Annotated in this window: 14 protein-coding genes; all 14 read right to left on the minus strand. The window is 33.1% G+C overall.

Going from position 1 to position 15,770, the window contains the following annotated elements; translation table 11 throughout:
- Positions 1-105: 105 nt before the first annotated feature.
- The 14 genes from trmD to recG all read right to left on the minus strand — a co-directional run bounded on the left by trmD (position 106) and on the right by recG (position 15,673).
- Positions 106-843, minus strand: coding sequence for a tRNA (guanosine(37)-N1)-methyltransferase TrmD (gene trmD, locus P7F85_RS07755; protein WP_046464365.1), 738 nt, complete (start codon positions 841-843; stop codon positions 106-108).
- Positions 843-1,346, minus strand: coding sequence for a ribosome maturation factor RimM (gene rimM, locus P7F85_RS07760; RefSeq protein WP_002466057.1), 504 nt, complete (start codon positions 1,344-1,346; stop codon positions 843-845). The genes trmD and rimM overlap by 1 nt, the downstream gene beginning before the upstream one ends.
- A 167-nt stretch (positions 1,347-1,513) precedes the next feature.
- Positions 1,514-1,789: a 30S ribosomal protein S16 gene (rpsP, locus tag P7F85_RS07765; RefSeq protein ID WP_002466054.1), complete on the minus strand. Its 276-nt coding sequence runs from the start codon at positions 1,787-1,789 to the stop codon at positions 1,514-1,516.
- A 531-nt stretch (positions 1,790-2,320) separates the two neighbouring features.
- The gene (ffh, locus tag P7F85_RS07770) at positions 2,321-3,688 is read right to left on the minus strand and encodes a signal recognition particle protein (protein WP_002450574.1); all 1,368 of its coding nucleotides are present in this window, start codon (positions 3,686-3,688) and stop codon (positions 2,321-2,323) included.
- Between the two features lie 24 nt (positions 3,689-3,712).
- Entirely contained in the window at positions 3,713-4,045 is a 333-nt protein-coding gene (locus P7F85_RS07775) for a putative DNA-binding protein (RefSeq protein WP_002466066.1), read from the minus strand.
- Entirely contained in the window at positions 4,032-5,276 is a 1,245-nt protein-coding gene (gene ftsY / locus P7F85_RS07780; protein ID WP_002466030.1) for a signal recognition particle-docking protein FtsY, read from the minus strand. The genes P7F85_RS07775 and ftsY overlap by 14 nt, the downstream gene beginning before the upstream one ends.
- Entirely contained in the window at positions 5,273-8,842 is a 3,570-nt protein-coding gene (gene smc, locus P7F85_RS07785; RefSeq protein ID WP_447158536.1) for a chromosome segregation protein SMC, read from the minus strand. The genes ftsY and smc overlap by 4 nt, the downstream gene beginning before the upstream one ends.
- Before the next feature lie 152 nt (positions 8,843-8,994).
- The gene (gene rnc, locus P7F85_RS07790) at positions 8,995-9,723 is read right to left on the minus strand and encodes a ribonuclease III (RefSeq protein WP_015365085.1); all 729 of its coding nucleotides are present in this window, start codon (positions 9,721-9,723) and stop codon (positions 8,995-8,997) included.
- A 110-nt stretch (positions 9,724-9,833) separates the two neighbouring features.
- Positions 9,834-10,067: an acyl carrier protein gene (locus P7F85_RS07795; RefSeq protein WP_001830184.1), complete on the minus strand. Its 234-nt coding sequence runs from the start codon at positions 10,065-10,067 to the stop codon at positions 9,834-9,836.
- 212 nt (positions 10,068-10,279) lie between these two features.
- Positions 10,280-11,014 (minus strand): 3-oxoacyl-[acyl-carrier-protein] reductase, encoded by a 735-nt coding sequence (fabG, locus tag P7F85_RS07800; protein WP_015365086.1) that lies wholly within the window; start codon positions 11,012-11,014, stop codon positions 10,280-10,282.
- Positions 11,014-11,934, minus strand: coding sequence for an ACP S-malonyltransferase (gene fabD / locus P7F85_RS07805; protein ID WP_002466912.1), 921 nt, complete (start codon positions 11,932-11,934; stop codon positions 11,014-11,016). The genes fabG and fabD overlap by 1 nt, the downstream gene beginning before the upstream one ends.
- A complete protein-coding gene (plsX, locus tag P7F85_RS07810; RefSeq protein ID WP_447158537.1) occupies positions 11,927-12,913 on the minus strand; it encodes a phosphate acyltransferase PlsX in 987 nt (328 codons plus the stop codon). The genes fabD and plsX overlap by 8 nt, the downstream gene beginning before the upstream one ends.
- Positions 12,906-13,475 carry a transcription factor FapR gene (fapR, locus tag P7F85_RS07815; RefSeq protein WP_002466907.1) on the minus strand — a complete coding sequence of 190 codons (570 nt, stop codon included), beginning with the start codon at positions 13,473-13,475 and terminating at the stop codon, positions 12,906-12,908. The genes plsX and fapR overlap by 8 nt, the downstream gene beginning before the upstream one ends.
- A 149-nt stretch (positions 13,476-13,624) precedes the next feature.
- The gene (gene recG / locus P7F85_RS07820; protein ID WP_002466919.1) at positions 13,625-15,673 is read right to left on the minus strand and encodes an ATP-dependent DNA helicase RecG; all 2,049 of its coding nucleotides are present in this window, start codon (positions 15,671-15,673) and stop codon (positions 13,625-13,627) included.
- Positions 15,674-15,770 lie beyond the last annotated feature (97 nt).

Here is a 15,770-nt window from a genome sequence, read left to right on the forward strand (position 1 = left end):
TATAAATTCTCCTCTTCAACCTATGTTCTTGCCTAGACAAATGTATAGCAGCGGATCATAGTGATTTTTAGTGTTTTTTCACACTTAAATTATGTTAGCACAACGTTAGTCTTTTTTCAAATGGTTTTTGTATGTTTGTATTATTTTTTTATCTTTATCCGATAAATCATATTGCTCTAATAAATCGGGTCTCTTGTTCAAAGTACGGATTAATTTTTGTTCATGACGCCATTGATCAATATGAGCATGATTTCCAGATAATAAAACATCTGGCACTTTCATTCCATTATATTCACGTGGTCTAGTATATTGTGGAAATTCTAATAACCCATCAGAGAATGAATCATCTTGGTGTGACTGTTCGTTTCCAAGTACACCTGGAATTAATCTAACAATAGCATCAGTCATCGTCATTGCAGGTAATTCCCCACCTGTTAATACATAATCGCCCATGGAAATTTCGTCAGTTACTAAATGTTCTCTTATACGTTCATCATAACCTTCATAGTGACCACATATAAACACAATATGTTTGGCTTCACTTAATTCTTGAGCAATGTCTTGCGTAAATGGACGGCCTTGAGGGCACATTAATATAACGCGAGTATCATCGGTCCTATTGATGTCTTCCATCGCATTAAACACTGGCTCAGGTTTCAATACCATACCTTGACCTCCGCCAAAAGGATAATCATCTACTTGATTATGTTTATTTACTGAATAATCCCTAAAATTGATAGTATTCACATTTATAATATCTTTGTCTTGTGCTCTTTTTAAAATAGAATGATTTAATACCCCGTCAAACATTTCTGGAAATAAAGTTAAATAATCGATTTTCATTAATCTAACAATCCTTCCATTGGTGTGATGATAACTGTTTTATTTTCTACATCCACTTCTTTAACAACATCTGCTATGTAAGGAATTAAATATTCTTTATCCCCTTTAACAACCCACACATCATTAGCACCAGTTTCAAAAATACTAGTGATGCGACCGATTGGCTGTTGTTCATCGTCAAATACAGTACAACCTATAATATCTGAATAATAAAATTCATTTTCTTCAAGTTCAATGTCTTCATGATCTCGTTCTTGATATAATAAAGCACCTTTAAGATATTCTATATCATTGATGTTATCGATACCTTCAAACTTCAACATATGAAATCCTTTGTGTGTACGATAAGACGTCACAGTTAATTCTTTTTCTATTTGATTTAATTTTGCTGTTAACACTTCACCTGGTTGAAAACGTGTATCAGTAAAATCTGAGTTAGATTTTACTTTAACTTCTCCTTTGATTCCATGGGTATTGACGATTTGTCCTACTTCGACTTCCATAATGACTAACCTCCTTATATATTTATATATTGTTAATTAATGGTTTTACTATATCATTGATTAATATGTTATACATGCATTTTTATCATTCTGTTAAAAATAAAAAAGGACACCAATATATGGCGCCCTTTCAACTAAATATATAAACACATCACAAGTGACTATGATTATTTAGCGTATTTTTGGTCATCGAATTTTTTCAAAATACCTTCTCTTGATAAGATATTATGAACTGTATCAGTTGGTTTTGCACCGTCTTTTAACCATTTTAATGCTAATTCTTCGTCAATTTTAACTTCTGGAGCATTAACGTGTGCTGGATTGTAAGTACCGATTTGTTCGATGATACGACCATCACGTGGTGAACGAGCATCTGCAACTACGATACGATAGAATGGATTTCTTTTTGAACCTAAACGAGTTAAACGAATTTTAACTGCCATTATAAAACTCTCCTTTAAACATTTCAATTTTTATTTTCTACAAGAATAAATAATAACAGGAATACTAAACTTTGTAAAGACATTTTGCTTTACCAACACTTTTTTCTTTCAGAAAAATTAGTGTTGGTTATGCTTGAGCCTTGGTCTCAAGCGTTTCATCTTTATTAAATTAATGGAATGAATTGTAGATTTGGTTATGCATTAGCTTTAGCTAAGGCGTTCCCTCCCTTTCAGAAAAATTAGTGTTGGTTATGGGAGTGAGACAGAAATAATAATTTTTATTTCGATGTCTCACCCCGGCAAGGCTGACTAGGATAGAAAATCGTTTTGAATAAGCGTATTTTCTTCCAGTCAGCTACTGCAATATATAAATTTAGTCCATGATATTTATCTCAAGCGTTTCATTTTCATTAATCTCACGAAATGAATTGTTTTTTAGTTACTAACTTAAATTTTATTAAGTAAGTCGTTCTTTCTTATAAAAAGAAAAAATTCCAACAGACGTATATCTGTTGGAACCACAATATTATATTAGAAAGGTAAGTTCATACCTTTTAACATATTTTCCATCTGGCTACGTTTGGCTTTCTTACCTTTACCGCCACCAGTAAATTGTTTCATCATTTTCTTCATGTCATTAAATTGCTTCATTAAACGATTGACTTCTTGTAAAGAACGCCCTGAACCTTTTGCGATACGTTTTTTACGAGAAACGTTCAACATCGCTGGATTCGCTCTTTCACTAGGTGTCATTGATTGAATGATAGCTTTAATATGATCGATTTGTTTATCACTCATATTAAGTTGATCTAAGCCTTTCATCTTATTCATACCAGGAATCATTTTCATGATGTCGTCTAATGGCCCAAGATTTTTAACTTGATCAAGTTGTTCTAAGAAATCATCCAATGTGAAAGAAGAGTCTCTCATTTTCTTTTCTAAATCTTTAGCTTTGTCTTGGTCAACATCTTGTTGCGCTTTTTCAATTAAACTTAAAACATCACCCATACCTAAAATACGAGAAGCCATACGTTCTGGATGGAATAATTCTAAACCATCAAGTTTTTCACTCATACCTACAAATTTAATTGGTTTTTGAGTTACTGAACGTATAGATAATGCAGCACCACCACGAGTGTCACCATCTAACTTAGTTAATGTCACACCCGTTACATCTAATTGTTCATCAAATGATTGTGCAACATTAACCGCATCTTGACCAGTCATTGCATCGACAACCAACATAATTTCATCTGGTTTAGCAATTTCTTTAACTTCTTGTAATTCATTCATTAATGCTTCATCAATATGCAAACGACCTGCTGTATCGATAATGACAAAGTCTAAATGTTCTTCTTTAGCATGTGCTAATGCATTTTGAACGATTTGTTGTGGTTTAACTTGATCTCCTTCACTATAAACAGGAACATCTAGTTGCTTACCTACTGTTTGTAACTGATCAATGGCAGCTGGTCGATAAATATCACCAGCAACTAACATTGGTTTTTTATTATATTTTTTTCGCATTAAAAGTGCTAATTTACCTGCAGTTGTAGTTTTACCTGCACCTTGCAGACCAACCATCATAACAACTGTTGGTGGTTTGTTAGCCATTTTAATCGTAGAATTTTCGCCACCCATTAAATTCGTTAATTCATCTTGAACAATTTTAATCACTTGTTGTCCGGGTGTTAATGACTGCATCACATCTGAGCCTAATGCTCGTTCTGATACAGTTTTGACGAAATCCTTTACGACTTTAAAGTTAACGTCGGCTTCTAATAACGCAAGACGAACTTCTCGCATCATTGCCTTGATATCTGCTTCTGTAACTTTACCCTTACCACGCATTCTTTGCATTGATGCCTGTAAGCGATCCGACAATCCTTCAAATGCCATAATTATTCCCTCCTCTTTTTATCACTATTCTAATTCTTCTAATTGATCTATATATTGCTTTAATAATTCTGGTTTATCAAGAGATTGTTTCATTTTGTCATAAATATCTCGTCGTTGTTCAAACCTTTTGTATAATCCTAATTTAGTTTCATAATCTTCTACTAAATCGCCAGTTCTTCTTATATTATCATAAACTGCTTGTCTACTCACATTAAAAGTATCAGCAATTTCACTTAATGCATAATCTTGTAAGTAAAATAATTCTAAGTAGTTTCTTTGTTTATCAGTCAGCAAAGATTGATAAAAATCAAAAAGATAATTCATTCGTAGTGTTTTTACTAAATCATTTTGGCTCATGAGATGCATCTCCATTATCAGATGGAGATTCTGCTAATTCATCTGGAATCTCTTCATTTTGTTCAATCATATCAGCAAATAATCCATAAACATAGCTTTCTGGGTTGAATGGTTGTAAATCATCTAACTTCTCACCTAAACCTACATATTTAACAGGTATTTTAAGTTCGTTTCTGATTGCTAATACGATACCACCTTTAGCAGTACCATCTAATTTAGTTAATACGATACCAGAAACATTCGTTACTTCTTTGAATGTACGAGCTTGTGATAATGCATTTTGACCTGTTGTAGCGTCTAAGCAAAGTAATGCTTCATGCGGTGCGTCTGGAACAGCTCTACCAATAACACGTTTTACTTTTTCTAATTCTTGCATTAAATTAGATTTATTTTGTAAACGACCTGCAGTATCACAAATTAAAATATCTACTTGTTTATTTTTAGCAGCATTGATTGCATCATACATTACAGCGGCTGGATCTGAACCTTCACTTTGACTTATAACTTCTACGCCAACTCGTTCTCCCCAAACTTTTAATTGTTCGATAGCACCTGCTCTAAATGTGTCACCTGCAGCAAGCATGACTTTTTTACCTTCCATTTTGTAACGGTAAGCTAATTTACCAATCGTCGTCGTTTTACCTACACCATTAACACCGACCATTAAAATAACATTTAAACGTCCATCTTCAAGATTCATTGCTTCTGATTTATCATCTTCTTGGTGATAAATTTCGACAATTTTTTCAACGATAACTTCACGTAAATCTTCTGTTTCTTGAATGTTACGACGTTGTGCTTCAGCACGAAGTTCTTCAGTTAATTGCATCACTGTATTAAAACCAACATCGGCTGTAATTAACATCTCTTCTAATGCTTCGAAGAATTCTTCGTCAACTTTTCTATATCGCGCTATTAAATTATTTAACTGTTCTTGGAAATTTTCTCTAGATTTTTCTAAACCAGCTTTAAATTTCGCACCAATTTTTTGTGCTTCTATCTCTTCAAAGTCTTCAATCGAAATTAAGCCATCTTCATCAAAATCCGCTTCACTTAATTTTCTAGGTTTCTTTTTAGGTTTATCTTCTTCTAGTTCATGTTGAGATGTATGTTGTTCCTCATCCATCTGTTTGGAAGGGTCATCTGAAACCTCTTCACTAGATAATTCCTTTTCAATATCTTCTCCTCTTGGTCCTGAAAATTTATCTTTTAAGCGTTTAAAAAAGCTCATGCTTCTTCCTCCTTCATAACCTCATCTATTGTATTTAGGTTAACACTCACTAACTTTGATACTCCTGATTCTTGCATTGTTACACCGTAAAGTCGATCTGAAAATTCCATCGTGCCTTTACGATGTGTAATAACGATAAATTGTGTTTGATCAGATAATTCATTGAGGTATTGTGCGTATCGAATCACATTGGCTTCATCAAGTGCCGCTTCTACCTCATCTAATATAACAAATGGTGCAGATCTTACTTTTAATATAGCAAATAATAAAGCAATTGCACTTAATGCGCGCTCTCCACCACTTAATAAAGATAAATGTTGTAGTTTCTTACCTGGAGGTTGAACAATAATATCGACACCCGCTGCTAAATAATCATTTTCTGTTAATTGTAATTCAGCTTGCCCACCACCAAATAGTTGTTTAAAGACATCACTAAAGTGACTTTGAACAGCATGGAACGTTTCTTTAAATCTGTTTTCTACTTCTTTATCCATTTCATTGATAATCTGTTCTAAAGTGGATTTAGCTTCTCTTAAATCTGTTCTTTGATCATTTAAAAATGTATATCGTTCATTTAATTCTTCAAATTGCTCAATCGCATTCAAATTAACAGGACCTAATTCGTCAATTGACATCTTAGTTAGTTTAACCTTTTTACGTAGCTGATCAATATCGTCTTCATTGTCATAGAGCGAACGTGCACGCTCAACAGTAAGTTGATATTCATCATTCAAATGATCAATCGCATGATTAATGAGTACATCTAATTTAGATTGATTAGCTTTAATATCTTGATAGTGATTTTCGATAGATAATAAATCTTGATGACATTCTTGTAGCTTACTATCATTGTCTTCAATCATCTGATTTAAGTCAACTCGTTGTTGCTTCATTTGATCAAGTTGTTCATTTAATTCAGAGCGTGTTCGTTCTTTATCAGCAATTTGTGACTTGATTTTATCAAAAGCTTGTTCACCCATCATTTCATCTGAATTGAATAATTGAATTTTCTCTTTAACTGTATCAAGTTGTTGTTCTGTACTTTCCAATTGTTTATCTAAGCGTTCGATTTCTTGCTGTTGTCCTTTAATTCGTTCTTTGACAACTGCTAGATCGGATTGCTTTTGATGTAATTGTTGCTGAGTTTGAGTCGTCGTTTCTTTTCCTTCTTTAGATAGCTTGGTATATTTTTCTATATCTTCTTCTAAATGTTTAAGTTGTGCTTGAATTTCTGAAAGATGATGCTGTTTTTGCTCAAGTGTTGCTTTACTTTTATCACTTTGATAACCATCATTTTTTTCAAATTCAAACTCTTCATGTTCATCTTTTAAATGCGTTTCTTGTTTCTTCAAACGATCAAGCTCTAACTCATAGCCATGTGCTTTTTCCTTTAAATTATTATAACTTTGACTTAACTCAAAGTATGTTTCACTTAACTTTTCAGATTGCGCTTGATGTGTTTGGAATTGTTTCTCAAACTCGTGTGTCTGCTTCTGATAATCTTTTAATTGGTGACGCATAGTTGTGAGCTCATCTTTTTGTGTTAAGATGCTTTTAGTTTTGCGGGCACCCCCACCAGTCATGGAACCACCTGGATTAACAACATCGCCTTCAAGTGTCACAATTCTTGTACGATAACGAATCGATCTTGCTAAATCATTCGCATGTTTTAAATAATCTACAATAATAGTATTACCTAGTAAATTTTCTACGATATTTTTATATTTAGAAGATACTTTTACAGCATCTGAAGCAATGTTAACAAAGCCCTCAGAAGCTTGTGCTGTTGATTTAATATCTGTAGCCAAATATCTAGGTTGAATAACATTTAAAGGTAGGAAAGTGGCACGCCCTAAACTACGTTGTTTTAAAAATTGTATCGCCTGACGACCATCTTTTTCATCTTCTACAATGACATGTTGTAATGATGCGCCCAAAGCAGTTTCAATCGCTTGTGTTAATTGAGAAGGAACGTCTATAATTTCCGCAACTGCACCGTGAATACCATTTAATTCTTTATCTTTAGCTTTAAGTATATGTTTAACACCATTAAAGAAGTAAGTGTAATCTTCTTCCTGAGTAGCGAGGCTATCAATTCGCGATTTTAACTTTTCATTATATCGATACGCTTGATACAATTTATTTTCGAATTCTGTTTGAAGTTGCTTTGATTCAGTTAATTGTTTTTCGATATTTTTAATTTGTTGTTCAGTATTATGCATGTCTTTCTGAACTTGTTGATATTCTTTATCGGTATTTGAAATATTATTTTGAATATCTTTTAATTGATTAAATGCTTCAACTAATCTGGAATCTAAACGCGATTTTTTCGCTTCGTTTTCATTAATTGTATGTTCTAAAAAGCGTATATCATTATTGACATCTGATTGTTCGGACATTAACGTATAATATTTATTTTTAATTTCTTCTAATTTCTCATCATGTTGTTCATCGGAAACATATAGCTTTGATTCTAACGCTTGTATCGTTTTATTTAATTCTTTTTGCTTTTGTTTTAGCTGGTCTAATGTTTGTATAGCTTGGTCTTTTTCGGATTTTAGATTGTCTAATTGAGACATTAAATTGTCTTGTTCTTCTTCAAACCTTGCATTTGTTTCAGATTGGTTCTTTTTTCTTTCCTCAAGCACATTAAGTTGACCAGAATACTTCTCAAATTCTTCAGTAGCTTTTACTAAATGATAATTTAATTGTTCTATATTTTGATCTAGTTCTTGTCTTTGACCTTTATACTTTTGTAACAATTGGTTAATTTGACTTTGTTCAGCCTCTTTATTCGCTTGCTTACTTTTTAAATCATTGAGTTGTTCATCTAACTGACCATTATCCTGTGTATATTGATCAATATCATGAACAGTCACAATCACATCGCTTTTTTTCATTTCAGATGACAATTGTTTATATTCTTTGGCAATCGCTGCTTCCTCTTTTAAAGGTTCAACTCTTCCTTCTAAATCATAAAGAATATCCTCTACACGTGACAAATTATCTTCAGTTTGATCTAATTTTTGCACAGATTCTGCTTTCCGTTTTTTATATTTTAAAACGCCTGCTGATTCTTCAATAATCTGTCTACGATCAATCGGTTTAGCATTTAAAATCTCATCCACTCTACCTTGAGATATGATTGAGAACGCTTCTTTACCTAAACCAGAATCTAAAAATAAATCAATGATATCTTTTAAACGAGCACGATCATTATTTAAATAGTATTCACTTTCGCCACTTCTATAAAGACGTCGCGTAACCTCTACCACTTCTGCATCTATTTGTAATTTCTTTGAATGATTATCTAACTTTAATTTTACTTCTGCAAAATTTTGAGGTTTACGATGTTCAGCACCTGAAAAGATAATATCTTCCATTTTAGAACCACGAAGTGATTTCGCTGATTGTTCGCCTAATACCCATTTGATTGCATCCGTAATATTACTTTTACCGCTACCATTTGGACCAACAATAGCTGTTACGCCTTTATCAAACTGCACATCAGTATGGTCTGCAAATGATTTAAATCCTACGGCGTCTATTGATTTTAAATAAACCATGTTATTCTCCTTATCCAAATCCTAGTTGATCCATATCTGTACAATCAACTTAATATATGATGCAAAGTTATTAACGTTACATCTTCCTTTAAAGTTTAATCTTAATTGATATTAATGATTTCAATTAAGACGATATGTTAATTTATAAATTACTATTTATTCTTCATTTGTTTATAAGCACGTTCAGCTGCCTTTTGTTCAGACTCCTTCTTAGTTTTACCTTGTCCTTCTGCAACAGCTTGCTTTTCTAAAATAACTTCTGATGTGAATAAACGGTGGTGTGCTGGACCTTCTTCTTTGATTAAGCGATAAGTAACATCACCTTTATTTTGTCTGTGCACAAATTCTTGGAACTGTGTTTTAAAATCGACTACACCATCTAATTCATCATCTTCTACATATGGGAATATAATTTTTTCTGCAAAGTCCCACACTATATCTAATCCTTGATCTAAATATAAGGCGCCAACGAATGCTTCAAATGCATCAGAAATAAGTGAAGGTCGTGTTCTACCACCTGTCTTCTCTTCACCTTTTCCTAATAAAATCAGCTCATTTAACTTTATTTTATTTGCAAATATTACAAGTGAAGGCTCACATACGATAGTTGCTCTCATCTTTGTTAAATTACCCTCAGGTAAATCTGGGTGTTTATCAAATAGATAACGTGAGACCGTCAATTCTAATACCGCATCACCTAAAAATTCTAATCTTTCATTATGGTCTAAGCGATCCATATTAAAATCATTAATAAAGCTAGAATGAGAAAATGCCTGTTGGTACAATTCTATATTATTATATTCAAAACCTAGTTCATGCATTTTCTGTGCAAATTGCTCTCGAAAACGGTTAATCATTTCTGTCTTTTTATGATTGGTCATTAAATATACCTCCTTAATTTATGATATGTTAACTCTAATTTTACGTGAAATCGCACCAAAACAAAAGAAAAAATCTGAGCCGACACAATGACGACTCAGATATAGGTTTATTATTTTTCAAGACTATTGATATACTTAACAGCATCACCAACAGTGTTGATTTTTTCAGCTTCTTCATCTGGAATTTCAGTACCAAATTCATCTTCTAATTCCATTACTAATTCAGCGATATCAAGTGAGTCAGCGCCTAAATCATCTTTGAAAGATGCATCTTCAGTTACTTTATCAGCATCAACACCTAAACGGTCAACGATGATATCCTTTACTTTATCGAAGTTTTCCACGTCGATTCACCTCCTTTAAAAGCGTCTATCCATAGACTATTATATTTTCCCATTTTAGAATATAAAATACAAGTAGAATTTGGTTGCAAGACAGAAATTCTATAGATTTCGTTGTCTTGCACCCGCAAGGTTGACTAGTTCAATCATGGCTTTTGACATGAGTGGACAGTCAACTGCTAGATCCTGTACATTCGCAACATGTAGGTATTCTCCTACATGTACATACCGCCATTTACATGAATCGTTTGACCAGTAATGTATTTTGCTTTTTCTGAAGCTAAGAATGCAACAGTATGAGCGATATCCGTATCTTCACCAAAACGTGATAAAGGAATTTGATCTAACATTTGTTCTTTCAACTCATCACTTAAAGCATCAGTCATATCAGAAACAATAAAACCAGGTGCAACAGCATTTACAGTAATCCCTCGTGATGCTAATTCACGTGCAGCAGATTTAGTTAATCCTACCACACCTGCTTTAGTAGCTACATAGTTCGCTTGGCCTGGATTACCAACCGCTCCTACTACGCTTGATAAATTAATAATTGAACCACTACGTTGTCTTAACATTTGAGGCGTAACCTTTTGGATACAATTGAATACACCTTTTAAGTTAGTATCAATCACATCATCCCATTCTTGTTCTTTCATACGCATTAATAAATTATCACGTGTAATACCTGCATTATTAACTAATACATCAATAGAACCAAATTGACTCACAACTTCTTTAATCATTGCTTTTACTTCGTCACCGTTAGCAACATTCGCTTGAATCGCAAAGCTTTCGACACCTTTTTCTTTAATTTCTGAAACGACTGCCTCTGCTTTATCTTGGTTACCTGCATAATTGACTGCAACATTATAACCTTCTTCAGCTAATTGAATTGCAATACTACGACCAATACCTCGTGAAGCCCCTGTTACTAAAGCATTTTTAGCCATTATTCATTCCATCCTTTCACATCTTCAAGTGTTTGAATTGATGTTAATTTTACGTCTCTATTAATTTTTTTAATTAAACCAGATAATACTTTTCCTGGACCAATTTCAATAAAGTGATCCACACCTTGTTCGATTAACCATTCAGTTGATTTGATAAATTGAACTGGTGAGTATAATTGTTTTACCATATGGTATTTGATAACCTCAGCATCCGTTTCGCCTTCAGCATTGTAATTTTGAACGACTGGAAACTTAGCATCATGCCATTCAAATTGATTAATATATGCCGCAAAATCTTCTTCTATAACATTCATCATTGAAGAATGGAACGGTCCAGAAACAGCTAATGGTAATACACGTTTTGCACCTAATGATTTACCTTTTTCAACTAATTCATCAATTAATGTTTTATGACCTGAGACAACGATTTGACCAGGTGAATTTATATTAGCTGGTTCAATTAATTGGTCTTCTGTTGATAAATCTTTACAAATTTTATCAACGTCATCAAAGTCTAAACCTAAAACAGCAGCCATACTACCTACACCATTAGGGAATGCTTGTGCCATAAGCTCACCACGTTTACGAACAATCTTAACGGCATCTTCAAATGATAAAACACCGCTTGCCACTAAACTTGAATATTCACCTAAACTATGACCCATAGTATAATCTGCATCGATATGATTTAAAGCTTCTAATAATGCAATACTGTGCGTTAATAAAGCTGGTTGTGTATTTTCAGTTTCACCTAATTTACCTTCTTCATCTGTAAACATAGTTTCCAATAAATCAAAATCTACTGATTCTTGTGCTTTATTTAATACTTCTGTAGCTTTTCCATCTACATTATATAAATCTTGTGCCATTCCGACTTTTTGTGCACCTTGACCTGGGAAAATAATTGCTGTTTTACCCATTAGTTCCACCTACCGTTTCTCTCATTGTTTGTACAATTTGTTGTTCTCCCGCAATTTTAGCCTGACGGATAGCTGAATAAAACGCTTTAGCATTTGAACTTCCATGTGCTTTAACAAATGTACCATCTAAACCTAATAATACTGAACCACCATACTCTGAGTAATCCATTTTTTGAGAGAATTGATTTAAATCTTTTTTTAGTACTAAGGCAGCTATTTTATTTTTGAAGCTACTAAGTAATGTTTCTTTTAACATTTTACCAATTGATTTAGCAGTACCCTCTAAGTTCTTAAGAACCATATTTCCTGTAAAACCATCTGTAACGACGACGTCTACGTTACCATCCATTAAAGTTTTTGCTTCAACATTACCAGTAAAATTAAAGTCATTTTGCGCTTCCATTAACTCATAAGTTTTCTTAGTTAACGTATTACCTTTAGCTGCTTCTGTACCAATATTCAATAATGAGACTGATGGTTGTTTGATACCTCTAATTTTTTGTGCATAGATATTACCCAACTGTGCATATTGTAATAAATGTTCTGGTTTAGCATCTGCATTAGCACCTACGTCTAAGAATACAAACCCTTTACCATCTATCGTAGGTAAAGTAACCACTAGTGCTGGTCTTGATACACCTTTAATACGTCCAACAATGAATAAACCTGCTGACATTAATGCACCTGTATTACCAGCTGATACACATCCATCCGCTTCACCAGATTTAACTGCTTCGGCCATTTTAACCATTGAACTATCTTTTTTACGTTTAATTGCACGTACTGGTTCATCTTCCATTTCGATTTTTTCAGTGCAATGTCTAAAATCGATGTGTCCATGATTTAATGTATATTGCTCTTGATCACCGAATAAGATGATTTCTAAATCTTTAAAATCGTCAACAGCTTTTTTAACAGCTTCAAGTACGATTCCAGGTGCGTCATCTCCGCCCATCATATCTACTGCAATTTTAACCATTTAATTCATCCTCACTTATATAGAACATTTTAAATTTACCATTAAAAACTAATTTATCTTTCACATAAGAATTTACTTCTATTAAATAATGTTTGTTCGTTTGATTGATTACGTTTGCTACTGCTTTCACTGTATCATTTAATTTAACTTTATCCAGAAATTTAACATCGCTTTCTTGTGTTAAAACCGTCGGATTATGTATAAGTGCGACACACAAGGAATTTGCCTGTGCAAATAAAACGTGGCCACGCGCAATTTGTGATTTAGAGAAAACGGAATCGCTTGTAATTTCAATCATCGAAGTAGCTGTATCATTGGGTTTCAATTGAACTAAATCACCTATAATTTCATTAGCCTCAATCGATTTAATTTGATCATAATTATGTTCTGCTACTAATTTTACTCGTTTTCTTAATTCTGGAATATTCAGATGTGTTCGATCAAGTCGAATTGTTTGAATACTCACTTGGAACATTTCACACAGTTCATTGTCTGTGATAAAGGGGTTGTTTTCAATGGCTTGCTGAATCGCCTGTCTACGTTCATTTTTCTTTAATTTCACTTTCTCACCCCTCATTTTAGTACCAAGTCTTAAACATTCCTCACATATCATAACACTTTCTATTTCAATCCCTCAACAATTAACTATAATACATATATAAATTTATTTATTGCTAATTAAATTCCTCATTTTTGAAAGGAAGAATTCTATCAATCAAAGCTCATATCAAGTAAATTATCTTCGATAAAATGTCTGAGATGATCATAATTGGAATTGAAAAATTCACCCGATTGAATTAATTCACCAGCTTCATCTCTTGCTACTTCTAACATTCGATAATCTTCCACAATGTTCGCAACTAAGAAATCTGGTAAACCACTTTGCTTTACACCGAAGAAATCGCCAGGTCCTCGCATTTCTAAATCTCGTTCACTCAATTCAAATCCATCTGTTGTTTGAGTCATAATTGTCATTCTTTCGATTCCAGTTTCAGTTTTGGGTGAAGCAATCAGTACACAATAACTTTGATGTTCGCTTCTTCCTACTCGTCCACGTAATTGATGTAAAGTTGATAACCCGAAGCGGTCCGCATCATAAATCATCATAAATGTTGCATTTGGTACGTTAACGCCTACTTCAACCACTGTTGTTGAAACTAAAATATCAATCTCATGTTCACTAAAACGGTGCATGACTTCATCTTTTTCTTCATTGCTTAGTTTACCGTGTAATAGACCTACTTTATTTTCACCATAATATTGTTGTAAAGATTCAAATAGTTCTACCACATTCTGTACATCTTCTAAATGTTCTGAGCTCTCAATAAGCGGACAAATAACATATGCTTGTCTTCCTTTTTTTAATTCATTTGTCATTTGAGTTAACACTTGTTCATATTGCTCATGCTTAGCCCAACTCGTAATAATTGGTTTTCTACCTTTAGGTAACTGTTTAATAGATGAAACGTCCATTTCTCCAAACACTGATATTGCTAAAGTTCTAGGAATGGGTGTTGCCGTCATAAACAAGACATTGGTCATTGCACCTTTTTCTCTTAATCGCTGACGTTGATTCACACCGAAACGATGTTGCTCATCTGTAATCACTAAACCTACATTATCAAAGGTAACATCGTCTTGTATTAAAGCATGTGTCCCAATTAAACAATCAATCGTTCCATTTTCAAGTTGTTCTAATAAAATACGACGCTTTTTACCTTTTACTGAACCTGTTAATAAAGCAACATTCATTGTGTCACCAAATAATTGAATTAAACTTTCAGCATGTTGTTCGGCAAGTATTTCTGTCGGTACCATAAGTGCTGATTGATATCCTGCTGTTTTTAAAGCATACATACAAATCGCAGCTACAACCGTTTTGCCTGATCCTACATCTCCTTGTAATAATCTATGCATGCGAATAGGTGCTTTTAAATCTCTAAATATTTCATTAACACTCGTCTTTTGGGCATCCGTTAATTCGAACGGTAGACTATCAATAAATGCTTTTACCTTTTGAATATCATACTCAATTTCTATAGCATCGTCTGACGCCTTTTCTAGACGATTCAACCATTGCATGCGTAATTCAAACATAAATAATTCTGTAAATGCATAAGTACGTCTTGCTCTAAGCAAGTCTTGTTTACCTTGGGGATGATGTAGATGATTAAGTGTGAATTCTAAAGTTTCTAATTTATACTTATTTCTGAGCTCATCTGATAACCATTCATGTATCACCACATCATTTAAAGACTGACGAATATGATCACGCAATTGTTTTTGTTTAATACCTTCTTTAATACGGTAAACAGGCTCTAATTGGGTATCGTTAAGATTGTCCTGTTGATTAAAGAACATTCTATTGCCGTTTATTTCTTGTTTTGAACGATTCCATTTTCCTTTAACTGTCACAGTACCATGTAATTCAATTTTCTTTTTTAAATAAGGTTGATTAAAAAAGACGCATTTGACTGCTATTTGATTTACCATAATATGTACGGTTAGTTTAGATTTGTTTCTACCAAAAAATGCTACTGTTGGTGAGGAATAAACTTCACCTTGAACAGTTACAGTACTTTGATCTTCTGCCTCGTTTAAATCTATTACAGTATTGTCCTCATAACGCGTTGGTAGATATAGTATGAGATCTTCTACAGTATTAATATTTAATTCTTGTAATACAGCTAAACGCTTTGGTCCTATCCCTTTAATTTGATTCAACGGATAAGGACTTTCTATTAAATTGACTTTCGCCATATTCGATCACCTTATTATGTATTAATCTTTAATATGTTACGTTATTTAAATAATACATTCATTCTACCATTTAGTTACTTCATTGGTTGATTAAAAC

The organism is Staphylococcus sp. aM (assembly GCF_052975125.1).